We start from the raw sequence: 22,195 nt of genomic DNA, 5'->3' as shown, positions 1-22,195 counted from the left end.
TCCCGGACCGCACCCCGCACGCTCAAGGGCGCGGTTCCGCACGTCGGGCCTCGCAGCTCGCACCCGGCCCCTGCAGGCGGCGCCCGCACGTCCGGGCCCGTGCAGGCCGCACCCCGCACGTCCGGGCCTGCGCAGGCCGTACCTCGCACGTCCGGGCCCCTGCAAGCCGCACCTCGCATGTTCGGGCCACCAGCAGGCCGTACCCGCACGTCCCGGGTCGCTGGCCCGCGTCGTATCCCGATCGCCCGGAAGCGGCCGCCGATCTAGGGTTATGGCCATGGCTTCCGCACCCGGCGAACTGCTCGCGCCCACCACGGTGACCGCGCACGGCCTGCTCCTGCGGCCGCTGACCGAGGCCGACGAGCCCGAGGTGGCCCTGGCCATGGACGACCCGGGTGTGCTGCGCTGGGCCGTGGGCCGCAACGTGGCCGCCACCCCGCTCCCTCTGCGGGCCAGGACCTGGCTCGCCCCGCGGCTGACCGGCTGGGCCACCGGCACCGCCGCCTTCGCCCTCACCGACGCCGAGGACGGCGCCTTCCTCGGCTACCTCGGGCTGCGCGACGTCCAGCGCATCCCCGACCAGGCCGTCGCCGGCTACTGGGTCACCCCCGCCGCCCGCGGCCGCGCGGTGGCCGCCCGCGCCCTGGACGCCGCCGCCACCTGGGCCTTCCGGCGCCCGTCGGAGGGCGGCCTCGGCCTGCACCGCATCGTCCTGGATCACGCGCTGGACAACATCGGCTCCTGCCGCGCCGCCACCCGGGCCGGTTTCGCGGAGGAGGGCGTGATGCGCGAGTCCTTCCTGGAACCGGACGGCTCCCGCCGCGACAGCCACCTGCACGCCCGCCTGGCCACGGACCCCTCCCCGGACCTGGGCACCTGGTAGCAGCCCCGCGCCCCCGGGCCGTCAGGGCGCATCCGACCCGGCGGCGCCCGCTCGTCAGCCCCGCAGCCGCTTGAGCCGTTGCACCGCCTCGGCCAGCACCTCGTCCTTCTTGCAGAAGGTGAACCGCACCTGGGAGCGGCCGGCGTCGGGGTCGTCGTAGAAGACGGAGTTGGGGACGGCGACGACACCGCAGCGCTCGGGCAGGGCGCGGCAGAAGGCGTAGGCGTCCTTCTCGCCGAAGGGGGCGATGTCGGTGGTGATGAAGTAGGTGCCCTGGGGGAGGTGCACCTCGAAGCCGGCGGTGCGCAGGCCGTCCGCGAGGAGGTCCCGCTTGCGCCGCAGGTCGGCGCGGAAGCCCTCGTAGTGGGCGTCGGGCAGCCGCAGCGCCTCGGCGATCGCGTACTGGAACGGGCCGGCGCTGACGTACGTCAGGTATTGCTTGGCGGTCCGCACGGCGGCGACGAGCGGCGCGGGGGCGGTGGCCCAGCCGACCTTCCAGCCGGTGAGGGAGAAGGTCTTGCCCGCCGAGGAGATCGTGACGGTGCGCTCGCGCATGCCGGGGAAGGCCGCGATCGGCAGGTGCTCGCCCTCGAAGACCAGGTGCTCGTAGACCTCGTCGGTGACCACCAGCAGGTCGCGTTCGACGGCGAGTTCGGCGATGGCGGCCAGTTCCTCGCGGGTGAGGACGGTGCCGGTCGGGTTGTGCGGGGTGTTGAGCAGGAGCAGCCGGGTGCGGGGGGTGACCAGGGCGCGCAGGCGGTCCAGGTCGGGGCGGAAGCCGGGCGCGCGCAGGGTGAGCGGGACGCGTACCCCGCCGGCCATCGCGATGCAGGCCGCGTAGGAGTCGTAGAAGGGCTCGAAGGCGATGACCTCGTCGCCGGGTTCGAGCAGGGCGAGCAGCGCGGCGGCGATGGCCTCGGTGGCGCCGGCGGTGACCAGCACCTCGGTGTCGGGGTCGAACTCCAGGCCGTGGAAGCGGCGCTGGTGCTCGCTGATGGCGTGCCGCAGCTCGGGGACGCCCGGTCCCGGCGGGTACTGGTTGCCGCGGCCCTCGCGGATCGCCCGCACGGCGGCCTCGCGCACCTGCTCGGGCCCGTCGGTGTCGGGGAAGCCCTGGCCGAGGTTGATCGCGCCCGTCGCGACCGCGAGCGCCGACATCTCGGCGAAGATCGTGGTGCCGTGCCCGTCGAGCCGGCGGTTCAGCAGCGGCCTGCCGCCGGGGGCGTGCGCGGCCTCGTCAGCGTTCTTCACGTGCCCTCTTCCCGCCTCGTCCCGGGCCCCTCGCGGCGCCCGCCCGGCCCGCTCGCAGTCCGCTCGCGTCCGGTCCCGCTTCGTGCCCGGTCCCGCTCGTCTGCGGGCGCGTCCGGCTCGTCGCCTGCTGGTGTCCCGGCTCCTTGTCCGGGGGCCGAGCGTACCGGGTTGTCATATCGGAACACCTGAACCCGTAAGCCCCCCAAGGGATGGAAAGTCCGCACAGAAGGGTAAAAACGCTGACCGGTGGCTGCCATCCGTGGTTCGGTTGTCACGGATCGCCCCGATCCCCGATCCGGACCCGCGTCGGCACGAGCCACCGCACCCCCGCCCTCGCCGGCGGAGGGCGGCAGGACCGCCATGTGCCGCGCGTGTGATCCCCAGCGCGCCTGCGGAGCCCACCCATGCTCACCACTCTTGAGACCTCGTACACGGACACCCGGGCCGGCGACCTCGCCTGGTGCCTGGGCAAGGAACCGCTGCCCGCGCTCGCCGTGCTCGGCGTGCGGGTGGGCGGCGACGGCGTGCTCGCCGACGTCGAACTGCGGCTGCTCGGCGCCTCCCACCAGGTGCTGGTCGACTCCGGCCGGGGCGACTGCTCCGAGACGGTGGCCTGCCTGCCCGGCAGCCAGGCGCCGCTGCCCTTCGAGGTGGCCCGCAAGGTCGGCGCGTGGGACTACGAGTTCTCCGCCCGTGTCGAGCGGCTGTCGGCGGGCTCCTTCGCCGGCCGCGCCCAGGAACTGCTCGCGCTGGTGGCCGACCATCCGCACGGCCTCGCGGGCACCTTCCCGGGCGACCCGCACGCCTTCACCGCGATGCTCGTGCAGTGCGCGGAGGGCAGCGTGAAGTGGCGTACGTGGCACGCCTATCCGCAGGAGGGACGGCTGGTCACGACCCGGACCCGGGTGTGCCTGGCGGGATGAGGACCGGGCCGTGCGAGGCGTCCCGGGGCGCGGCTTCGCGGCTTTCGCGCGGGCGGCGCCACCCCGGCGGGGCGGTTTCGGCGCCGCCTGTGCAGCGCTGCCGGGCGGCGTCGCTCCGGCCCGGGAATCGCCGTGGGTGGCTCTTCCGGCCTGGGGACGCCGACAACCGGCTCGGCGGTGGCCTGCCGTGGCGGCGGACGCCTCGGCGGCGGCCCGCACGGCGCGGGGGAGCGTCAACCCCGGGCCCCTTTCCGGTGATTACCCTCGTGTGGGTGACCAGTCGTAGCCGATGAGTCACATAACGTGCCTTCATGCTCGACCAGCGCGGCCTTCCGCGGGCCTCCCGCCCCCTGCCTCTCCCGCTCCCCGTGCCCGCCCGGGCCGCCCGGGTGCTCGTGCTCGGCGCGGTGTTCATCTGCGCCGCCTGCGGGCTGGTCTACGAACTCGAACTCGTCGCCCTCGCCTCCTACTTGGTCGGCGACTCGGTCACCCAGGCGTCGGTCGTGCTCTCGGTGATGGTCTTCGCGATGGGCTGCGGCTCGCTGCTGGCCAAGCGGCTGCGCGGCCGCCCCGCCGCCGCCTTCGTCGCGGTGGAGTCCGCGCTCGCCCTGGTCGGCGGCCTGTCGGTGATGGTTCTGTACGCGGTCTTCGCCTGGTACGGCCAGGCCCGACTCGCCATGGTGGGCTGCGCGTTCGGGATCGGCGTGCTCATCGGCGCCGAGGTGCCGCTGCTGATGACCCTCGTCCAGCGCATCCGCCGGCAGGACGCGGGCGGCGCCGTGGCCGACCTCTTCGCCGCGGACTACGTGGGCGCGCTCGTCGGCGGTCTCGCCTTCTCCTTCCTCCTCCTACCGTACCTGGGCCAGTTGACGGGCGCGCTCGCCACCGGCGGGGTGAACGCGGTGGCGGGCGGCACCACCGTGCTCTGGCTCTTCCGCGGCGACCTCTCCCGCCGCGGCCGTTGCCTGCTCCTCGCGGCGAACGTCGCCGTCCTCGCGGTCCTGGCCTGCGCGGCAGTCGGCGCCGGTCCCTTCGAACGGGCCGCGCGCCAGGCGGTGTACGGCGGGCAGGTGCGGGTGGCCGAGCAGACCGGGGCGGAGGAGATCGTGCTCGCGGGCGGCGGGAGCGGCGGCCCGGGAACGGCCGGCCGGGACGCGGGCGGTTCACCGAGCCCGTCCCTGCGGCTCTACGTGGACGGGGACTTGACGGTGTGCGGCGCCGACGAGGCCCTGTACCAGCAGGCGTTGGTGGCGCCCGCGATGGCCGGACCGCACGCGCGGGTGCTGATCCTGGGCGGCGGGGACGGGCTCGCCGTGCGCGAAGTGCTGCGGTACGCGGGCGTACGGGCGGTGACGGTGGTCCCCTCGGACGCGGCGCTGACCCGTCTCGGCCGCACGGACCCGCGGCTGTCCGCGCTGAACGGGCACGCGTTCGCGGACACGAGGGTGCGGGTGGTGGCGAGGGAGGGGTTCGACTGGCTGCGGGGGGAGTGGGGGGCGCGGGCCAAGGGGGCAGTGGGTGCGTTGGGTTCGGGTGCGAGCGGTACGGGGTCGGGTGCGGTGGGTTCGGGTCCGAGCGCGGCGGGGCGGGGCTCCGGTTCGGCTGCTGCGGGCGCGGGTGCCCGCTCGGTGTCGGGGGATGCGGGGCCGCGTGTGGCGGGTTCGGGTGCCAAGTCGGCCGGATTTTCGCCGGGTTCGGGGGCCGATCATGACGCGACGGCCGCGGCAGGCGGTGGACCGTACGACGTCGTCATCGCCGACCTGCCCGACCCGGACAGCTCCGACAGCGCCAAGTTCTACTCCGAGGAGTTCTACGGCCTCGCGGGGCGGCTGCTGGCGAGCGGCGGCCGGATCGCCGTCCACGCCGGCGGCTCCGCCCACAGCCTGTGGACAACGGACGCGACACTGCGGACCGTCGGCCTGCACCCGGTGCCGTACACAGTCGACGGGCCGTACGCCTGCGGCCGTAGCGCCGTATGGGACTTCCTGCTCGCGGGGCCCCGGCCGCCGTTGCTGACGCTTCCCGTCAACGCCCCGCCGCACCTCGGCTTCACCCGAGCGGGTCTGGATGCCGCCGCCCGCAGCGCCCAACGCACCCGCCCCCCGCGGCCGTTGCGTCCCTCCACGTTGCTGCGGCCCCGTGTCGCCGAGTAGCCGCTGTGCCAAGATGCCCGCGTTCGGCACCGGGACGGAAGGGGCATACGTGAGCGCGACGGGCAACACGGGACTGCGGGTGGACAACCCGTGGCGCGGCCACCTGCTCACCCTGAAGGCCGATCTGCAACGGGAGATGGGCGAGCTGAGCGGCCTGCTCGCCCGGCCCTGCGCGGACATCGGCGAGGGCTCCGTCTGGGTCGGCCCGGCCGCCGACACCTGGCACCGCGAGGCCGAGGCCCGCCGCCGCGACATGCTCGCCCAACTCCGCGCGCTCGTCCCCCTGGTGGAGACGGCGATCCGCACGTGCCCGGAGAAGGTGACGATCGGCGAGGCGAAGCTCCTCCAGGCCGACTTCCTCTAGGAGTCGCGGGTGCCATCCTCGACGAGCCCCGCGGCGCCGGCCCAACTGCCTCACGGGGGCGGGACGTTCTCGGGCATCGACCCCGAACGGCTGCCCCTGACCATCGGCGCCCTCGAACGCGACGCCCGCCGCCTGCACGACAGCGCCGCCCGCCTGCGGGCCCGTTTCGCCCACTGCCGCATCGACACCGCCCCGCTCGACCGCCTGCTCGCGATCTCCGCGTGGGCCGGCGGCCAACTCCCCATGCTGCGGCGGCGCCAGCACCTCGCGGCGGCCACCGGCGAGTTCGTGCCGTACTACTCGCTGGTACCGCTGCCCGACGGCGCTCCCGGCAGCTCGGCCGAGGCGGCGGCGGACGGCACCGCGCTGGCCACCCGCTTCGGCCGCTCACTCGCCGAGCGCAACGGCGCCGTTCCGGAAGCTCTGTTCGCCGCTCTCGCCGCCAACTGCCGTGACGGGGACTTCCTCGCCGCCTTCTACGCCTCGCTCGGCCCGCGCCGCCTGTCCCAACTCTCCGCCGCCATGGCCGCGAACCCCTACGACGACCGCTACCTTGCCCACCCCGACCAACTCGCCTACGACCGCGACCTCGTGAGCCGCACCTTCGCCGCCTACACCCGCGTCGCCGCTGACACCTCCGCGCCGCGCGCCCAACACGCCTTCTGGACCAACTGGCTGGACCGCTTCGACCATCCCGGCCAGGGGTTCCGCCCCGACCTGCTGCTGCCCTTCGTCGACAGCGGCACGTACGACCCGCGGTTCCTCGTCGCCCTCGCCGACCGCGTCTTCACCCCCGGCGCCACCCACGACACCGCCGCCCGCATGTCCGGCTCACCCGGGGCCGGGCCCTGGGAGGGCGACCACTACGCCCAACTGTGGACCGCGCTCGCCCGCAGCCCCGCGGCGGCCGGGGCCTTCGTCGCCCTGCGGCCCGACATCGTCGCCGACGGCCTGCACCCCGGCGGCGGCAACACCACGCCGGAGCGCACCTCCGCGTTTGTCGCTGCCCTCACCGCGGCGACGGTCACCCTGCGCGCCACCGATCCCGCGCTCTCCGACCGCAACACGGCCTGGCTCGTCACGACGACGGCCGCGCCCACGGCTGCCGCCGCCCGCCCCCTACCGCAGGTCTCGCTGCTCTACTCCGAGATCCTCGCCCAGCACTGGGACGACCTCCAGTACGCGATCACCTCCCCCGCGCAGGACGCCTTCTGGCCGGCCCGCACCTGGTCCCCCACGGCCTTCGCCCGCACCCAGAACCCCACCCGCCCCGGCCTCGAACTCCACCCCGCCGCCTGGAGCCGCTTCATGCGAGCAGCGATCCGCAGCCCCCAGGCCGCCGCGAGCATGAGCGCACTCTTCGAGACATACGCCAACAAACTGTCCGCCCGCATCTCGTCAGCGCAGCGCAGTAACAACGAGTCCGTCGACTTCATGAGCTTCCAGATGGGTCTCAGCGACAACTTCTACAGCGATGCGTTCAGTGCGGCCCAGAAGCAAATGGGCGACGGGGCGCAGGCGTGGGCAGACAGCATGACCAATTTCCGCAAGGGGCTGGTTCTCGCGGCGGTGGCCTTCGCCACAGGCGGGAGGGAGGGGGCATCGGAGCTGGGGCGGGAGAAGGGTCAGGAATATGCGGCTGACCTGCTGGCGCAATGGGTGGGCCAGTACGTCCAGGTTCCGGTGGACCGTGCCCCGAAGGAACTGGTGGACGGGATCAGGGGGTTGAAGAACACCCGACTCGAAACCACGTGGCGATCCGCCTTTGCCACCAGGGTTGCCGAGTACATCCAGCAGGACTTCGCCAGCATCGGCAAGGTGACCTTCAGGGTTCCGGGTGAAGCCGCGGACGGCTCGACGTACTCCGGAAACCCATACGCTCCGCGTGGTTCGGAGGGCCCTCGGTACATCACGGGGCCGAAGGACGACTTCGTGGCCGCGGTCCGGAGGAACGGCGGGCAGGTCGACCCGACGCGTATGACACCGCCGCAGCAGGACGCGTACACACGGTGGTTGCAGGACCCCGCGGTCGCCGCCAAACTCGGCGACGACCGCGTGTACCTGCAGGTTCTCGGCCAGGGGTAGCGCTCTCACGCATCCCCGGGAACGACCTGCCAGGTGAGGACCCCCGCTGCCGGCTTCCAGGTCTCGAAGGTGAACGACAGCAGATCCCCGCCGACGAACGGGTACCGCAGTGCAGTGCCGCCGCAGGTGACGTGAGGCGTACCCGAGTGCGTGCTCCGCGATTTCCAGGAGAACTCGAAGGTTCCCGAACCCGCGCAGGCCGCTTCGATCACGTAGGGCTTGCCCTTTTGGACGGCGAGCTTCGTGGTCGGGAGCATGCTCGGGCCCTGGACCGGCCCCGTCCAGTGGAGGGCTCGGGTGGGGGAGTGCGTGAGCTTGGACTCGGCCTCTTCGCGGAGCTGGGACTGCGTGCGGGGGTGCGGCGATGGGGTCGGGGGGCGGGTGGGGGACGCCGTGCAGCCGGCCAGGGGGAGCAGGGCGGCGAGGGCGAGGAAGGCCGGCGCGGCGGCGCGGGCGAGCCGCTTCATGAGGGACCCCGTTCCGGAAGGAGTCGGACCAACTCGGATCAACGCGGACGAGCACGGACGAGCACGGACGAGCACGGACGAACACCGAACGTATCCCACCCCGCACCCCCACCGACCCCCGACACCAGTCTGCTGGCGTACAGCCCGAGAGGGTCCGCCAGCAGCGAGGACACGCACCCCACGCCCGCGCACCAGGCGCCCCGCCGTGCGAAAAAGGCGGTGCCGGGACACGCCAGGTGCCCGCGGTCCTGGGTAGGCTCCGCCGCATGGAGCACGAGTCGTTCGTTCCGGCCCCCTCCGCCCGGCTGGCGGGCTCCCTTCGCACCCCAGCCGCGGTGGCCGCCGCGCTGCCCGGGTGGCAGCCGGACCCCGGGACGGCGCAGACCGCGCCCACCGCGCAGGGGCGGCTGCGGCTGCGGGTCGCGGGCTCGACCGTCACCTACCGCGGCCACTTCGCCGTGGAGGGCGACAGCTCCCCCTTCGGCCTGGTCGCCCGCGGTACGGAGGTCCGGGGCGACGGGATGGTCGCCGTGAACGCCCGCATCACGCTCGCCGACACCGAGCAGCCCGAATCGGGGACGGCCGTCACGTACGAGGGCACCGCCGAGGTGACGGGACGGCTCGCCTCGTACGACCCGGCGGTGGTGGAGGCCGCGGTGCGGCGGCTGCTCGACCGTTTCACCGCGGGGCTCGCCGAGCAGGTCGACCGTACGGAGCCGCCCGCCGACGCGGCCTCTGCCGGCGCCGCGGCCCCTGCGGAGGAGCCCGGCCAGACGGACGCGTCGGCCGACGAGCCGGCCCGTGGGGGGACCGTGCCCGAGCAGGGCGAGCCCGGAACGCCCGCACCGGACGAGGCCACGCTCCCCACCGAGCCCGGAGCCGCACCGGACGAGGCCGCGCCTCCCGTCGAGGACCCCGCCGAATCAGCCGCCGAGCCCGGGAGCGGGCCCGAGCCCGCAACCGCCGGGCCCATGGCCGGCAGCACCGACGACGGCACCGACAACCGCCCCGGCGACAGTCCCGCCGAAGATCCCGACGCCGTCGAGGAACCCGACGTCGTGGACGACCTCGGCGAACCCTCCGAGGACCTGGAGGACTTCGAACTCGTCGAGGTCGAGCTGGAGGTCCCCGAGAGCGCCGCCGCCCTCGACGACCTCGTACCGCCCGCCGAAGCCGCCCACGCACGCCGCACCATGATCGGGCGCAGCGCCGAGGAAGTGGACCACGCGCCCCCGCGCGGCCGCTACGCCCCGGCCCCTGCCCCCGACGCCTCCTCCGCCGTGGCCACCCTCCGCTGGGCCGCCCCCGCGGCAGCGGCCCTGCTCGCCTCAGCCGTCGTCGTGGGCCGAGTCCTCCGCCGCCGCCGATAGCCCCGCCACGCCCCTGCCGTCTACGGCCCCAGCACCGCCCGCACCCCGGCGGTCGGCGACCGTGAGCGCCCAGGGGGACCGTTAGGCCGCGCACCACCGACCCACGTCCGCCGCAGCCCGCAGCGGTGCGCTCGCGCGGCTTCCGGGCGCGTGGGTCGAGGTCCGCGCGCAGCCGGACTCACCCGGCGACGCACGCCCGCGCCCGCGCGGGTGCCCACCCCGTGCCCGCGGAGGGCGCGCGTCGCGTGGTGCGACCGGACCCACCCGGCGACGCAAACCCGCGCCCGGGCGGCGCCCATTCCGCACCCGCGCGGAGCGCGCCTCTCCGCGACGCGCTACGCCCTCGCAACGTGGGCGTCAAGTGGCTTGACGGGAACTCCCGATAGGCTCCTTTCTGTGGAGAACGAGACGAAGCTGACGGCGGGCGACGCCGAACTGACCCTTCGGCCGGACCAGGGCTGCCGGATCGCCTCGCTGAAGGTGGGCGGGACCGAACTGCTGCGGCAGGGCGACAAGTTCGGCGCCTTCGTGATGGTGCCCTGGTGCGGCCGCACGGAGAACGGCCGGTTCCGCAACGGCGGGGTGACGCACCAGCTCCCCGTGGACGCGCCGCCGCACGCCATCCACGGCACCGGCCGCCACTCCGTCTGGCAGCCGGCGAGCCCGGCGACCGGGACGTCGGCCGCCTTCTACTACGACCTCGCCGACCCGTGGCCCTACCCCGGCCGGGTCACCCACACCGTGGAACTCGCCCCGCACTCGGTGACGCTGCACCTGAGCGTCGAGGCGCGCGGCGACTCCTTCCCCGCCCAGGCGGGCTGGCACCCCTGGTGGCGCCGGAACCTGGGGCAGGGCGGGCAGGACGTCGAGCTGGCCTTCACTGCCGCCTGGCAGGAGGAGCGTGGCGAGAACCACCTGCCCGACGGCAACCGTATCGACCCGAAGCCGGGACCCTGGGACGACTGCTTCGGCATGCCCGACGGTGTCGACGTCGCCCTGAACTGGCCCGGGGAGATGACGGTGCGGGTCACCAGTCCGAGCCAGTGGGTCGTCGTCTACACCGAGCAGCCCGAAGCGGTGTGCGTGGAGCCGCAGTCGGGCCCGCCCAACGGCCTGAACACGCTGCCCCGCCTGGTCACCCCGATCGAACCGCTGGAGATCAGCACGGTGTGGAGCTGGCAGAAGGTCGGCTGAGCCGCCGCGCGCCCGGCGCCTCTTTCCGCCCTTCCGTCCCCTCTGCTGGTGATCTACCCCTGCTCCCGGCTCGGCTAATCTCATCCGTATGAGCGACGTACGCACCGCCCTGCTGCAGCAGATCAAGGACAAGGCCGTCGTGCACGGCAAGGTGACCCTCTCCTCGGGTCTCGAAGCCGACTTCTACGTCGACCTGCGCCGGATCACGCTCGACGGCGAGGCCGCGCCGCTGGCCGGGCAGGTGATGCTCGACCTCACCGCCGACCTGGACTTCGACGCCGTCGGCGGCCTCACCCTGGGCGCGGACCCGGTGGCCGGCGCGATGCTGCACGCGGCCGCCGCCCGCGGCCGCCGGCTGGACGCCTTCGTGGTCCGCAAGGCCACCAAGACCCACGGGCTGCAACGCCGGATCGAGGGCACCGAGGTCAAGGGCCGCCGGGTGCTGGTCGTGGAGGACACCTCGACCACCGGCGGTTCCCCGCTGACCGCGGTGGAGGCGGTCCGCGAGGCCGGCGGCGAGGTCGTCGCCGTCGCGGTGATCGTCGACCGCGGCGCCGCGGCCGCCATCGCCGAGGCCGGTCTGCCCTACCTCGCGGCGTACTCGCTGGCGGACCTCGGCCTCGTCTGACGGCAACCGGCCGGCTGCCCCGCACCGGCGTGCATCGGCCGGCGATCTGCCTTTTCTCGGCCCCGGGAGGGTCCCCGTGACACCCTCCCGGGGCCGCCGCATGCCGTAGTGGACGGAGGTGGTGTATCCGTTCGAGTCTGGGAAGATAAGGGCGACGATGACGTCGCCACGCACATCGGCAGTACCACCCGCACAGTCAAGGAGCGGAAACGATGCCCATCGCAACCCCCGAGGTCTACAGCGAGATGCTCGACCGGGCGAAGGCCGGCAAGTTCGCCTACCCGGCCATCAACGTCACGTCGTCGCAGACGCTGCACGCGGCCCTCCGCGGCCTCGCGGAGGCCGAGAGCGACGGCATCATCCAGATGTCCACCGGCGGCGCGGAGTTCCTCGGCGGGCAGTACAACAAGGACATGGTCACCGGCGCCGTGGCGCTCGCCGAGTTCGCCCACGTCGTGGCCGAGAAGTACCCGATCACGGTCGCGCTGCACACCGACCACTGTCCCAAGGACAAGCTCGACGGCTATGTGCGGCCGCTGCTGAAGATCTCCCAGGAGCGCGTGGCCAAGGGCGGCAACCCGCTCTTCCAGTCGCACATGTGGGACGGCTCGGCGGAGAAGCTGGACGACAACCTGGCCATCGCCCGCGAGCTGCTCGGCGAGGCGGCCAAGGCGAAGATCATCCTGGAGATGGAGATCACCCCGACCGGCGGCGAGGAGGACGGCGTCTCCCACGAGATCAACGACTCCCTCTACACCACCGTCGACGACGCCTTCCGCACCGTGGAGGCCGTGGGCCTGGGCGAGCACGGCCGCTACCTGCTCGCCGCCTCCTTCGGCAACGTGCACGGCGTCTACAAGCCCGGCAACGTGGTGCTGCGCCCCTCCATCCTCAAGGAGCTGCAGGAGGCCGTCGCCCAGAAGTACGGCAAGGCCAACGCCTTCGACTTCGTCTTCCACGGCGGCTCCGGCTCCACGATCGAGGAGATCACCGAGGCGCTGGAGAACGGCGTGGTCAAGATGAACATCGACACCGACCTGCAGTACGCGTTCACGCGCCCGGTCGCGGGCCACATGTTCGCCAACTACGACGGTGTGCTGAAGGTCGACGGCGAGGTCGGCAACAAGAAGGCGTACGACCCGCGGGTGTGGGGCAAGGCCGCCGAGGCCGGCATGGCCGCGCGTGTCGTCGTCGCCGCGGAGAACCTGCGCTCGGCGGGCAACAAGCGCAAGTGAGCCCGCGGCGCCGGAACTCCTCCGGCCCGCCCGCACACACCGCGCCGCGACCCGTGCCGCGCACCGGCGCGGTGCGCCACAGCCGTGAATCGGGGCCCCTGGCAACTGCCGGGGGCCCTGGCCGTTCGGGCAGACTGAAGCCATGGCCATTCACGAGAACCTGCTCGGGGGTCCCGCCCCGACCCACCTGCCCGACGACCCGGAGCCGCGCGAGCTGCTCGCCGCCGGGGCCGCGCCCGCCGAGGTCGCGGCGAAATACCCGGCCTCCTCGCTGGCCTGGGCCCAGCTGGCCGACGAGGCGTTCGAGGGCGGCCGGGTCGTGGAGTCCTACGCCTACGCGCGCACCGGCTACCACCGCGGCCTGGACGCCCTGCGCCGGGCGGGCTGGCGCGGCCACGGCCCGGTGCCCTTCGAGCACGAGCCGAACCGCGGCTTCCTGCGCGCCCTGCACGCGCTCGGCCGCGCCGCCCACGCCATCGGCGAGAAGGACGAGTACGAGCGCTGCACCACCTTCCTGCGGGACAGCTCCCCGACCGCCGCGGACACCCTGGGCTGAGCCCACGGGCCGGTGCGGGGGCCGGACACGGCGGCCGTGCCCGCCCCCGGGCGCCCGTACGACCACTCGCCCCGGGCCCTCGCCCCGGCCCCTCACCCGTTCTGCCCCAGCCGCATCCCGCGGGCCTTGCCGGAATCGCGCACACCGCAGATGATCTCGGCACAGGCCCGGCGATCCCGGGCCGGCACTGGAGGTAGAACCATGTCCGATGCTTCGGCCGACGAGGCGGCGACCCCGAACCTCGCGTTCGAGGGCACCACACCCTACGAGGACTACGTGCAGGCGTCCGTCCTCACTCACCTGCAGCATCCGCTCTCCGACGACCCCGGCGAGATGGCCTTCCTGGTCACCACCCAGGTCATGGAGCTGTGGTTCACCCTGCTCGTCCACGAGTGGACCACCGCGGCCGCCGCCCTGCGCAGGGACGACCTGCCCGCGGCCACCGCCGCGCTGCGCCGCAGCCTGCCGCAACTGGAGTCGCTCAACGCGTCCTGGAAGCCGATCGCCCACCTGACCCCGGCCCAGTTCAACGCCTACCGCGCGGCCCTCGGCGAGGGCTCCGGCTTCCAGTCGGCGATGTACCGGCGGCTGGAGTTCCTGCTCGGCGACAAGTCCGCGTCCATGCTCGTCCCGCACCGCGGCAGCCCGGCCGCCCACGCCGAACTGGAGAAGGCGCTCACCGAGCCCAGCCTCTACGACGAGGTGCTGCGGCTGCTGGCCCGCCGCGGCCACCCCGTGCCCGCCGAGGTACTGCAGCGCGACCCCGCCCTGCGCTACGAGCCGCACCCGCAGGTCGAGGCGGTCTGGCAGGCGGTCTACGCCGACCCCGACCAGGACACCGAGGCGCTCCGCCTGGGCGAACTCCTCACCGACATCGCCGAACTCGTCTCGCGCTGGCGCAACGACCACCTCGTGGCCACCCGCCGCGCGATGGGCGCGAAACCCGGCACCGGCGGCTCGGCGGGGGTGGCCTGGCTGGAGAAGCGCGCAGCCAAGATCGTCTTCCCCGAACTCTGGACGGCCCGCAGCCATGTCTGAGCCGCTGACGACCCGCAGCACGGAGCCGGCGCCCCACCGCGCCCTCGCCGAGCGTGCTGCCGCCCTCGACGCCGCCGACCCGCTCGCGGCCGTCCGGGACCGCTTCGTCCTGGACGACGACACCGTCTACCTGGACGGCAACTCCCTGGGCGCCCTGCCCACGGCGGTGCTGCCCCGGCTCACCGACACCGTCACCCGGCAGTGGGGCGAACTGCGCATCCGCTCCTGGGAGGAGAGCGGCTGGTGGACGGCGCCCGAGCGGATCGGCGACCGGATTGCCCCGCTGGTCGGCGCCGCACCCGGCCAGGTGGTCGTCGGCGACTCCACCAGCGTCAACGTCTTCAAGGCGCTCGTGGCCGCCGTCCGCATGGCCGGGCCGGACCGCGACGAGATCCTGGTCGACGCCGCCACCTTCCCCACCGACGGCTACATCGCCGAGTCCGCGGCCCGTATGACCGGCCGCACCCTGCGCGCGGTGGACGCCGGCGCCATCGCCGCCGAGGCCGGCCCGCGCACGGCCGCCGCCCTCGTCAACCACGTCGACTACTGCACCGGGCGGCTGCAGGACCTGCCGGGCACCACGGCCGCCCTGCGCGCGGTAGGCGCCCTCGCCGTGTGGGACCTGTGCCACAGCGCGGGGGCACTGCCCGTCGCCCTGGACGCCGACGGCGTGGACCTCGCGGTCGGCTGCACGTACAAGTACCTCAACGGTGGCCCGGGCTCGCCCGCGTACCTCTACGTGCGCGCCGAGCACCAGCCGCGCTTCGACTCGCCGCTGCCCGGCTGGAACTCCCACGCCGACCCCTTCGGCATGGCCCCCCGCTACGTGGCCGCCGAAGGCGCCCCGCGCGGGCGCGTGGGCACCCCGGAGATCCTGTCGCTGCTCGCCCTGGACGCGGCACTCGACGCCTGGGACGGCGTCACCGTCCACGAGGTGCGTGCCAAGAGCCTGGCCCTGACGGACTTCTTCCTGGAGTGCGTGGCCGCCCTGGTGCCCGCCGGCCTGCTGTCCTGCGTGACCCCCGCCGCCCACGCCGAGCGCGGCAGCCAGGTCTCGCTGCGCTGCGCGGGGGCCGGCACGGTGATGCGCGAGCTGATCGGGCGCGGGGTCGTCGGCGACTTCCGGCAGCCCGACGTGCTGCGCTTCGGCTTCACCCCGCTCTACACCCGACACTCCGACGCACTGCGGGCCGCCCGCGTGCTGGCCGACGTGCTCGCCGACCGCGCCGCGGGCGCGGCGCCGGGCCCGGCGGGCGGCCACGGCGACCGGCCCGGCGACCTCCCCGAAGGGACCCCGTAACCGATGACCGCCGCCGCGCCCCGCATCCCCTCGCTCCGACCCGCCGACCGGGCGGCGGCCGAGGAGGCATCGGCGTTCGGCCACGCTCCCGTGCCGCCGGACGCCACAGCGGCCTACGGCGACCACCCCGACCAGGTGGTCGACTTCTACCGGCCCGCGGGCGCCCGCGGCCGTCCGGCACCGCTGGCCGTCCTGCTGCACGGCGGCGCGTGGCGGGCCGCCTACGACCGCACGCACCTGTCCCCGCTGGCCGCCTTCCTGGCCGCGCGGGGCCTGGCGGTGGCCTCCGTGGAGTACCGCAGGGGCGGCGCGCAGGCCGCGCGGGCGCCGCAGCAGTGCCCGGACGGCGAGGACCAGCAGCTTCCCGAGGAATCCGGGACACCGGAGCAGGGCGTCGCCCCCGCGGGCCGCTGGCCCGACACCTTCGACGACATAGCCGCCGCGCTCGACGCCCTGCCCGGCCTCGCGGTCGCCGCGCTCGGCGAGCCCGACGTCGATCCGCAGCGCATCGTGCTCGCCGGCCACAGCGCCGGCGGCCACCTCGCGCTGTGGGCCGCAGGACGCCACCTGCTGCCCCCGGAATCCCCCTGGCACCGCACCTCACCCCAACCTCTGCGTGGCGTCGTGGCCCTCGCCCCGATCGCCGACCTCACCACCGCGATACGCCTGCGGGTCTGCTCGGACGCGGTGACCGACCTGCTGGGCGGCCCGGACCACCTCGCCGAGCGCGTCCCGCACGCCGATCCGGCCGTACTGCTGCCCACCGGAATCGCCACCACCATCGTGCACGGCACCACTGACAATGTGGTCCCGCCGCAGGTCAGCGCGGCTTTCGCGGAAGCGGCGGGGGCGGCGGGGGAGGAGCCGGTGGTCGCGTGGCTGCCCGAGACGGGGCACTTCCCGCTCATCGACCCGGCGAGCCCGGCGAGCGCGACGGTCGCCGAGGAGATCGTCCAACTGGCCTGGTAGCGAGCCCGGCGCGGCCCGGGCACGCGAAAGCCCCGCACCGTGCCAGGTGCGGGGCTCGGGGCCGTGAGCCGGGGAGGCTACCGGCTGCGCTTGGCCAGCCGCTCCACGTCCAGCAGGATCACGGCGCGGGCCTCCAGCCGCAGCCAACCGCGGCCCGCGAAGTCGGCGAGCGCCTTGTTGACCGTCTCGCGCGAGGCGCCCACGAGCTGGGCGAGCTCCTCCTGGGTGAGGTCGTGCACCACGTGGATGCCCTCCTCGGACTGCACGCCGAACCGGCGGGACAGGTCGAGCAGGGCCTTGGCGACGCGGCCGGGCACGTCGGAGAAGACCAGGTCGGACATGACGTCGTTGGTGCGGCGCAGCCGGCGGGCGACCGCGCGCAGCAGGGCCGTGGAGACCTCCGGGCGCACGTTCAGCCAGGGCTGCAGGTCGCCGTGGCCCAGGCCCAGCAGCTTCACCTCGGTGAGCGCGGTGGCCGTGGCGGTGCGCGGGCCGGGGTCGAACAGCGACAGCTCGCCGATCAGCTCGCCCGGGCCGACCACGGCCAGCATGTTCTCCCGGCCGTCGGGCGAGGTGCGGTGCAGCTTCACCTTGCCCTCGGTCACGACGTAGAGCCGGTCCCCGGGGTCGCCCTCGTGGAACAGCGAGTCGCCACGCGCGAGCGTGACCTCGGTCATGGAGGCACGCAGTTCAGCGGCCTGCTCGTCGTCGAGCGCCGCGAAAAGCGGGGCACGGCGCAGAACGTCGTCCACGAGCTCTCTCCTTGTCGACAGTCGACATCGCCGGGTTGTCCCCATGATGCATGACGCGTGAAACAGTGCGATCAATCACAAGGATGTCTTATCTGTGTGCCCCGGCGTGCCCCGGGGGTCCGATCGGGCGGCCAGGACGCGTGGTTCGCACCGCCGGTGCGGCCGAACGGGTGGGCCGCCGCTGCGGATTCCGCCGTGAGCGAACACGCCGCGATCAGGGGCCGCGCAGGGCGCGGATGTGATCGGCAGCACTGTGTCACGGCTACGGCGTAGCCTTCGGTACATGGCAGAGAGCAAGGCCCGTAAGACGCCCGCGAAGGCCGCTTCCGTCGCCCCGGAGAAGGCGGCCTCGATCAGGGCCGAGTCGCACACGGCGAAGGTCCGCAGGGCCCGGAAGATCAACCGCGGGCTGGCCGAGCTGTACCCGTACGCGCACCCCGAGCTGGACTTCGAGAACCCCTTCCAGCTGCTGGTCGCCACCGTGCTGTCCGCGCAGACCACCGACCTGCGGGTCAACCAGACGACGCCCGCCCTCTTCGCGAAGTACCCCACGCCCGAGCAGATGGCCGCCGCCGACCCGGTGGACCTGGAGCAGATCCTGCGGCCCACCGGCTTCTTCCGGGCCAAGGCCCGCTCGGTCCTCGCGCTGTCGGCGGACCTGCGGGACAAGTTCGGCGGCGAGGTGCCCGGCCGCCTGGAGGACCTGGTGCAGCTGCGCGGGGTCGGCCGCAAGACGGCCAACGTGGTGCTGGGCAACGCCTTCGGGGTCCCCGGCATCACCGTCGACACCCACTTCGGCCGGCTCTCGCGCCGCTTCGGCTGGACCGCCTCGCAGGACCCTGAGCAGGTCGAGAAGGACGTGGCCGAACTCTTCCCGAAATCGGACTGGACGATGCTCTCCCACCACGTCGTCTTCCACGGCCGCCGGATGTGCCACGCCCGCAAGCCCGCCTGCGGGGTCTGCCCGATCGCGCCGCTGTGCCCGGCCTACGGTGAGGGCGAGACCGACCCGGAGAAGGCGCGCAAGCTGTTGAAGTACGAGAAGGGCGGCTTCCCCGGCCAGCGGCTGAAGCCGCCGCCGGACTACCCGGGCCAGCCGGCCCCGCCGCTGGCGGCCTCATGACGCAGGCGCGCGAGACCGGGCCCTCGGACGCCCCCGGGGTCCCGGACGCCGTGGAGGTCAGCGCGCGCGGGCTGCCGGACTGGCTGGCCCCGGTCGCCGCCGCGGCCGCCTCGATACGGCCCGAGCAGCTGAGCCGCTTCCTGCCGCCCGACGGCGGGGGCCGCCAGTCCGCGGTGCTGATCCTCTTCGGCGAGGGCCGCCACGGGCCCGACCTGCTGCTCATCGAGCGCTCCGCCGCCCTGCGCTCGCACGCCGGCCAGCCCTCCTTCCCCGGCGGCGCCCTCGACCCCGAGGACGGCGACCCGGACGGCCAGGGGCCGCTGCGGGCCGCCCTGCGCGAGGCCGAGGAGGAGACCGGGCTCGATCCCTCGGGCGTGCAGGTCTTCGGGGTGCTGCCCCGGCTCTACATCCCGGTCAGCGGCTTCGTGGTCACGCCGGTGCTGGGCTGGTGGCGGGTGCCGAGCCCGGTCGCCGCGGTGGACCCGGCCGAGACCGCGCGGGTCTTCCGGGTCCCGGTGACCGATCTCACGGACCCGGCCAACCGCGCCACCCTCGTGCACCCCAGCGGCTTCCGCGGCCCCGCCTTCCAGGTGCACGGAGCCCTCGTCTGGGGCTTCACCGCGGGCCTGATCGACAAGATCGTGCACTACGCGGGCTGGGAGCGGGACTGGGACCGGGAACGCACCATTCCGCTCGGCTGAGGGCGGGACGGGTGCCGGCCGGGCGCGGGCAGCGCCGTATCGTCCCGCACGCTCAGGCCGACGTGAGACCGTGTCCCCGTGAACGTGCTGGACTTCCTGCTCATCCTGGCCGCCGTGTGGTTCGCCGTCATCGGCTACCGCCAGGGCTTCATCGTCGGCGTCATGTCGGTGGTGGGGTTCCTGGGCGGCGGGCTGGCCGCGGTCTACCTGCTGCCGCCCGTCTGGGACAAGGCGACCGGCAGCGCTCAGCCGGGCTCGGTGGCGGCGCTGACCGCGGTGGTGATCGTCATCGTGTGTGCGTCGGTGGGGCAGGCGTTCACCACGCACCTGGGCAACAAGCTGCGCACCCGGGTCACCTGGTCGCCGGCGAAGGCGCTGGACGCCAGCGGCGGCGCGCTGGTCAACGTGCTGGCCATGCTCATGGTGGCCTGGCTGATCGGCAGCGCGCTGGCGACCACGACGCTGCCGACGATAGGCCGCGAGGTCCGCTCCTCGAAGGTGCTGCTGGGGGTCTCCCGGGTGGTGCCGCCGGGCGCCGACAACTGGTTCACCGACTTCAGCGACACCCTGGCGCAGAACGGCCTGCCGCAGGTCTTCGGCACCTTCGGCTCCGAGCCGATCACCTCCGTGCCGCCGCCGGACCCGGCCCTGGTGCACAGCGCGGCGGTGACCTCGGCCCGCGGCAGCATCGTCAAGGTGGTCGGCACCGCGCCGAGCTGCGGCAAGGTGCTGGAGGGCTCGGGCTTCGTGTTCGCCAAGGACCGGGTGATGACGAACGCCCACGTGGTCGGTGGCGTCTCGGAGCCCACCGTGCAGATCGGCGGCAAGGGGCGCCTGCACGACGCGCGGGTCGTCCTCTACGACTGGCAGCGCGACATCGCCGTCCTCGACGTGCCCGGCCTGGACGCCCCCGCGCTGCACCTGTCCACACGCAAGGAGCAGACCCGGGACGACGCGATCGTGGCCGGCTTCCCCGAGAACGGCCCCTTCGACGTACGGGCCGCCCGCATCCGGGACGACATCGAGGCCGGGGGCCCGGACATCTACCACCGGGGCACGGTGCACCGCGACGTGTACTCGCTGTACGCGACCGTGCGGCAGGGCAACTCCGGCGGCCCGCTGCTCACCACGGACGGGCAGGTGGCGGGAGTGGTCTTCGCCAAATCGCTGGACGACTCGCACACCGGGTACGCGCTGACCGCCGACGAGGTGCTCCCCGATGTCACGGCGGGCCGCACCGCCGACCAGCAGGTGGACACGCAGGGGTGTGCGCTGTGAACGGCGGTCCGGGGGCTGTGCTGACGCCGGCGGTCCCGGCGTGAGTGGGTGAGTGCCCGGCGTGTCGGGGCCGGGGGAGTCCCGGCCCCGGGGGTCAGTCCCTCACATGGCGCAGCCGCGCGCTGACCCAGCGGGCCCGGCGGCCGAGTATGCGGGGGATGCCGAGCCGGCTCTCCTCGGGGGTGAGGACGGCCGTGGGCGCGGCTCGGCCGGTGTCGGCGAAGCTGCGGCGGAAGCGTGCGGAATCGCGGTAGTCGTGCGTCCAACCCATACTCAGCTACGTGCCCGGGCCTCCTGGTCGGTAATCGCCCTCGCCTCGCTCGATTGGCTTATGCGTCCGGCATCTTGCCCGATCATCGGTTTGTCGTAGCGGCTTGTCGTACCGGCTTGGGGCGGAGGCCTGTCGTTGACGGTGTGCCGTGCCGGCTCGTCCTGGCAGCTTGTCGTACCGGCGAGTGACCGTGTGAGGGCGCGGGGCCCGTCAGCGGTCCGGTTCCGGGTCCTGCAGCCAGTTGATCAGCTCGGTCGAGAAGGCCACCGGGTCCTCCTCGTGCGGGAAGTGGCCCAGCCCCTCGAAGAGCCGCCAGCGGTAGGGCGCCTCGACGTACTCCCCGCTGCCAGCCACGTTGCGGGTGCCGATCGCCGGGTCGAGCGAGCCGTGCATCTGCAAGGTGGGCACCCGCACCGGCCGCTTCATCCGCCGGTTGAACTGGATACCGTCCGGGCGGGCCATCGAGCGCACCATCCACCGGTACGGCTCGACCGCGCAGTGCGCCGTGGACGGGATCTGCATGGCCTGCCGGTACACGGCGACGGCGGCCTCGTCCGGCGGCTTCGGCCCCGACCACTCCCGGATCAGCCGGCCGACCAGCGCCGCGTCGTCCGCGACCAGCTGCCGCTCGGGCAGCCAGGGCCGCTGGAAGCCCCACACGTAGCCGCCGGAACGGCTCTGCCGCAGGTCGGTGAGCATGGCCGCGCGCCAGCGGCGGGGGTGCGGCATGGAGCAGACGGCCAGCCGCCGTACGAGCTTGGGCCGCATCGCCGCCGCCGTCCAGGCCAGATAGCCGCCCAGGTCGTGGCCGACGAGGGCGGCGTCGGGCTCACCGAGGGAGCGGATGACGCCGGTGACGTCGAGCGCGAGGTTGGCCGGGTCGTAGCCGCGGGGGGTGCGGTCGCTGCCGCCGACGCCGCGCAGGTCCATCGCCACCGCCCGGAAACCGGCGTCGGCGAGCGCGGTCAGCTGGTGCCGCCAGGTCCACCAGAACTGCGGGAAGCCGTGCAGCAGCAGGACCAGGGGGCCGTCGCCGGCCTCGGCGACATGGAAGCGGGCGCCGTTGGCCGCGACCTCGCGGTGCGTCCAGGGCCCGTCGAGGCGCGGGACCCGGGGGCTGCCCTGGTCGGGGTCGTGGCGGTGCGGCCCCTCGACGACGTTCATGGTGTGAGCGTGTCACATCTTCGATTCCAGCGCGGGAGCCTCGGCCGAGGAAACCTCAGGACGGGCGTCCTGCGGCTCCAGCGGGCGCGGGTGCGGCTTGGCCTTCTGCAGCACCGCGGCGGTCTGCTTCGCCGAGTCGATGGAGCGCTGCGGCTTCTGGACCTTCTTGAACCGGCCGTAGGCGACGGCCCCCAGCAGGAGGGCGATCACCACGTAGGCGCCGAAGACGATGAGGAACGACCAGCCGAGGGTGATGCCGAGGGCGTGGATGCCGAGGGCCGCGGCGATGCTGCCGACGGGGACGGCGAAGAAGAGGGCGGCCAGGGCGAAGACGGCGGCGCCGCTGCCGACCGCGGCCCGCTTGGCGTCCTGCCGGATCTCGGCCTTGGCCAGGGCGATCTCGTCGTGCACCAGGGCGGAGAGCTCCGCCGTGGCGGAGGCGAACAGCTGGCCGAGGCTGCGCTCGTCACCGTTTGAGGCTGGGCTCATC

The 22,195-nt window shown here is 73.9% G+C and carries 22 protein-coding genes; 16 read left to right on the top strand and 6 right to left on the bottom strand.

Annotation, left to right across the window (positions count from 1 at the left end):
- Positions 1-277 precede the first annotated feature (277 nt).
- Positions 278-883 (top strand): GNAT family N-acetyltransferase, encoded by a 606-nt coding sequence (locus BLR33_RS28035; RefSeq protein WP_093787494.1) that lies wholly within the window; start codon positions 278-280, stop codon positions 881-883.
- Positions 884-937: 54 nt separating this feature from the next.
- Here BLR33_RS28035 and BLR33_RS28030 read toward each other — a convergent pair whose 3' ends face one another.
- Positions 938-2,134: a pyridoxal phosphate-dependent aminotransferase gene (locus BLR33_RS28030; RefSeq protein ID WP_093787429.1), complete on the bottom strand. Its 1,197-nt coding sequence runs from the start codon at positions 2,132-2,134 to the stop codon at positions 938-940.
- Between the two features lie 404 nt (positions 2,135-2,538).
- On the opposite strand from BLR33_RS28030, the gene BLR33_RS28025 reads away from it, so the two are divergent.
- From BLR33_RS28025 to BLR33_RS28010, 4 genes are all read left to right on the top strand, one after another.
- Positions 2,539-3,057 carry a DUF2617 family protein gene (locus BLR33_RS28025; protein WP_093787428.1) on the top strand — a complete coding sequence of 173 codons (519 nt, stop codon included), beginning with the start codon at positions 2,539-2,541 and terminating at the stop codon, positions 3,055-3,057.
- A gap of 311 nt (positions 3,058-3,368) precedes the next feature.
- The gene (locus BLR33_RS28020; RefSeq protein WP_093787427.1) at positions 3,369-5,210 is read left to right on the top strand and encodes a spermine/spermidine synthase domain-containing protein; all 1,842 of its coding nucleotides are present in this window, start codon (positions 3,369-3,371) and stop codon (positions 5,208-5,210) included.
- Between the two features lie 49 nt (positions 5,211-5,259).
- Positions 5,260-5,574: a hypothetical protein gene (locus BLR33_RS28015; RefSeq protein WP_093787426.1), complete on the top strand. Its 315-nt coding sequence runs from the start codon at positions 5,260-5,262 to the stop codon at positions 5,572-5,574.
- Between the two features lie 9 nt (positions 5,575-5,583).
- The gene (locus tag BLR33_RS28010) at positions 5,584-7,659 is read left to right on the top strand and encodes a hypothetical protein (protein ID WP_093787425.1); all 2,076 of its coding nucleotides are present in this window, start codon (positions 5,584-5,586) and stop codon (positions 7,657-7,659) included.
- A gap of 5 nt (positions 7,660-7,664) precedes the next feature.
- Here BLR33_RS28010 and BLR33_RS28005 read toward each other — a convergent pair whose 3' ends face one another.
- The gene (locus BLR33_RS28005; protein WP_093787424.1) at positions 7,665-8,126 is read right to left on the bottom strand and encodes a hypothetical protein; all 462 of its coding nucleotides are present in this window, start codon (positions 8,124-8,126) and stop codon (positions 7,665-7,667) included.
- 266 nt (positions 8,127-8,392) lie between these two features.
- Between BLR33_RS28005 and BLR33_RS36810 the strand changes: the two genes are divergently transcribed.
- The 8 genes from BLR33_RS36810 (at position 8,393) to BLR33_RS27965 (ending at position 16,416) form a co-directional block, all read left to right on the top strand.
- The gene (locus BLR33_RS36810) at positions 8,393-9,496 is read left to right on the top strand and encodes an SRPBCC domain-containing protein (RefSeq protein WP_093787423.1); all 1,104 of its coding nucleotides are present in this window, start codon (positions 8,393-8,395) and stop codon (positions 9,494-9,496) included.
- Between the two features lie 396 nt (positions 9,497-9,892).
- A complete protein-coding gene (locus BLR33_RS27995) occupies positions 9,893-10,690 on the top strand; it encodes an aldose epimerase family protein (RefSeq protein WP_093787422.1) in 798 nt (265 codons plus the stop codon).
- A gap of 88 nt (positions 10,691-10,778) precedes the next feature.
- Complete coding sequence (gene pyrE / locus BLR33_RS27990; RefSeq protein ID WP_093787421.1) at positions 10,779-11,318, top strand: orotate phosphoribosyltransferase; 540 nt, start codon at positions 10,779-10,781, stop codon at positions 11,316-11,318.
- Between the two features lie 212 nt (positions 11,319-11,530).
- Entirely contained in the window at positions 11,531-12,553 is a 1,023-nt protein-coding gene (gene fbaA, locus BLR33_RS27985) for a class II fructose-bisphosphate aldolase (protein WP_093787420.1), read from the top strand.
- Positions 12,554-12,695: 142 nt separating this feature from the next.
- Entirely contained in the window at positions 12,696-13,109 is a 414-nt protein-coding gene (locus BLR33_RS27980) for a DUF3151 domain-containing protein (protein ID WP_093787419.1), read from the top strand.
- 201 nt (positions 13,110-13,310) lie between these two features.
- Complete coding sequence (locus tag BLR33_RS27975; RefSeq protein ID WP_093787418.1) at positions 13,311-14,147, top strand: tryptophan 2,3-dioxygenase; 837 nt, start codon at positions 13,311-13,313, stop codon at positions 14,145-14,147.
- On the top strand, positions 14,140-15,447 hold the full coding sequence (gene kynU, locus BLR33_RS27970; protein ID WP_093787417.1) for a kynureninase: 1,308 nt from the start codon (positions 14,140-14,142) through the stop codon (positions 15,445-15,447). The genes BLR33_RS27975 and kynU overlap by 8 nt, the downstream gene beginning before the upstream one ends.
- Before the next feature lie 3 nt (positions 15,448-15,450).
- Positions 15,451-16,416: an alpha/beta hydrolase family protein gene (locus BLR33_RS27965; protein WP_093787416.1), complete on the top strand. Its 966-nt coding sequence runs from the start codon at positions 15,451-15,453 to the stop codon at positions 16,414-16,416.
- 77 nt (positions 16,417-16,493) lie between these two features.
- On the opposite strand, the gene BLR33_RS27960 is transcribed toward BLR33_RS27965, so the two are convergent.
- Entirely contained in the window at positions 16,494-17,168 is a 675-nt protein-coding gene (locus BLR33_RS27960) for a Crp/Fnr family transcriptional regulator (protein WP_031520125.1), read from the bottom strand.
- 283 nt (positions 17,169-17,451) lie between these two features.
- Between BLR33_RS27960 and nth the strand changes: the two genes are divergently transcribed.
- From nth to BLR33_RS27945, 3 genes are all read left to right on the top strand, one after another.
- Positions 17,452-18,291 carry an endonuclease III gene (gene nth, locus BLR33_RS27955; RefSeq protein ID WP_093787415.1) on the top strand — a complete coding sequence of 280 codons (840 nt, stop codon included), beginning with the start codon at positions 17,452-17,454 and terminating at the stop codon, positions 18,289-18,291.
- The gene (locus BLR33_RS27950) at positions 18,288-18,992 is read left to right on the top strand and encodes an NUDIX hydrolase (protein ID WP_093787414.1); all 705 of its coding nucleotides are present in this window, start codon (positions 18,288-18,290) and stop codon (positions 18,990-18,992) included. Before nth ends, BLR33_RS27950 begins: the two co-directional genes overlap by 4 nt.
- Before the next feature lie 78 nt (positions 18,993-19,070).
- The gene (locus tag BLR33_RS27945; protein WP_093787413.1) at positions 19,071-20,270 is read left to right on the top strand and encodes a MarP family serine protease; all 1,200 of its coding nucleotides are present in this window, start codon (positions 19,071-19,073) and stop codon (positions 20,268-20,270) included.
- Between the two features lie 94 nt (positions 20,271-20,364).
- On the opposite strand, the gene BLR33_RS35350 is transcribed toward BLR33_RS27945, so the two are convergent.
- The 3 genes from BLR33_RS35350 to BLR33_RS27935 all read right to left on the bottom strand — a co-directional run bounded on the left by BLR33_RS35350 (position 20,365) and on the right by BLR33_RS27935 (position 22,194).
- Positions 20,365-20,541: a hypothetical protein gene (locus tag BLR33_RS35350; protein WP_176930550.1), complete on the bottom strand. Its 177-nt coding sequence runs from the start codon at positions 20,539-20,541 to the stop codon at positions 20,365-20,367.
- 210 nt (positions 20,542-20,751) lie between these two features.
- Complete coding sequence (locus BLR33_RS27940; protein ID WP_093787412.1) at positions 20,752-21,705, bottom strand: alpha/beta fold hydrolase; 954 nt, start codon at positions 21,703-21,705, stop codon at positions 20,752-20,754.
- Between the two features lie 12 nt (positions 21,706-21,717).
- Entirely contained in the window at positions 21,718-22,194 is a 477-nt protein-coding gene (locus BLR33_RS27935) for a phage holin family protein (RefSeq protein WP_093787411.1), read from the bottom strand.
- Position 22,195 lies beyond the last annotated feature (1 nt).

This window comes from Actinacidiphila guanduensis (assembly GCF_900103985.1).
Lineage (GTDB): Bacteria > Actinomycetota > Actinomycetes > Streptomycetales > Streptomycetaceae > Actinacidiphila > Actinacidiphila guanduensis.
The sequence above is the reverse complement of the archived record's forward strand: the minus strand, read 5'-3'. Positions and strand labels throughout refer to the sequence as shown.

Excerpts from the sequence above, each read along its gene's own strand:
- BLR33_RS28020 (WP_093787427.1), top strand. The coding sequence starts at position 3,369 with ATGCTCGACCAGCGCGGCCTTCCGCGGGCCTCCCGCCCCCTGCCTCTC.
- kynU (WP_093787417.1), top strand. The coding sequence starts at position 14,140 with ATGTCTGAGCCGCTGACGACCCGCAGCACGGAGCCGGCGCCCCACCGC.
- BLR33_RS27950 (WP_093787414.1), top strand. The coding sequence starts at position 18,288 with ATGACGCAGGCGCGCGAGACCGGGCCCTCGGACGCCCCCGGGGTCCCG.
- BLR33_RS27965 (WP_093787416.1), top strand. The coding sequence starts at position 15,451 with ATGACCGCCGCCGCGCCCCGCATCCCCTCGCTCCGACCCGCCGACCGG.
- BLR33_RS28035 (WP_093787494.1), top strand. The coding sequence starts at position 278 with ATGGCTTCCGCACCCGGCGAACTGCTCGCGCCCACCACGGTGACCGCG.
- BLR33_RS28025 (WP_093787428.1), top strand. The coding sequence starts at position 2,539 with ATGCTCACCACTCTTGAGACCTCGTACACGGACACCCGGGCCGGCGAC.
- BLR33_RS28005 (WP_093787424.1), bottom strand. The coding sequence starts at position 8,126 with ATGAAGCGGCTCGCCCGCGCCGCCGCGCCGGCCTTCCTCGCCCTCGCC.
- BLR33_RS27940 (WP_093787412.1), bottom strand. The coding sequence starts at position 21,705 with ATGAACGTCGTCGAGGGGCCGCACCGCCACGACCCCGACCAGGGCAGC.
- BLR33_RS27975 (WP_093787418.1), top strand. The coding sequence starts at position 13,311 with ATGTCCGATGCTTCGGCCGACGAGGCGGCGACCCCGAACCTCGCGTTC.
- pyrE (WP_093787421.1), top strand. The coding sequence starts at position 10,779 with ATGAGCGACGTACGCACCGCCCTGCTGCAGCAGATCAAGGACAAGGCC.
- fbaA (WP_093787420.1), top strand. The coding sequence starts at position 11,531 with ATGCCCATCGCAACCCCCGAGGTCTACAGCGAGATGCTCGACCGGGCG.
- BLR33_RS35350 (WP_176930550.1), bottom strand. The coding sequence starts at position 20,541 with ATGGGTTGGACGCACGACTACCGCGATTCCGCACGCTTCCGCCGCAGC.
- BLR33_RS36810 (WP_093787423.1), top strand. The coding sequence starts at position 8,393 with ATGGAGCACGAGTCGTTCGTTCCGGCCCCCTCCGCCCGGCTGGCGGGC.
- nth (WP_093787415.1), top strand. The coding sequence starts at position 17,452 with ATGGCAGAGAGCAAGGCCCGTAAGACGCCCGCGAAGGCCGCTTCCGTC.
- BLR33_RS27980 (WP_093787419.1), top strand. The coding sequence starts at position 12,696 with ATGGCCATTCACGAGAACCTGCTCGGGGGTCCCGCCCCGACCCACCTG.
- BLR33_RS27935 (WP_093787411.1), bottom strand. The coding sequence starts at position 22,194 with ATGAGCCCAGCCTCAAACGGTGACGAGCGCAGCCTCGGCCAGCTGTTC.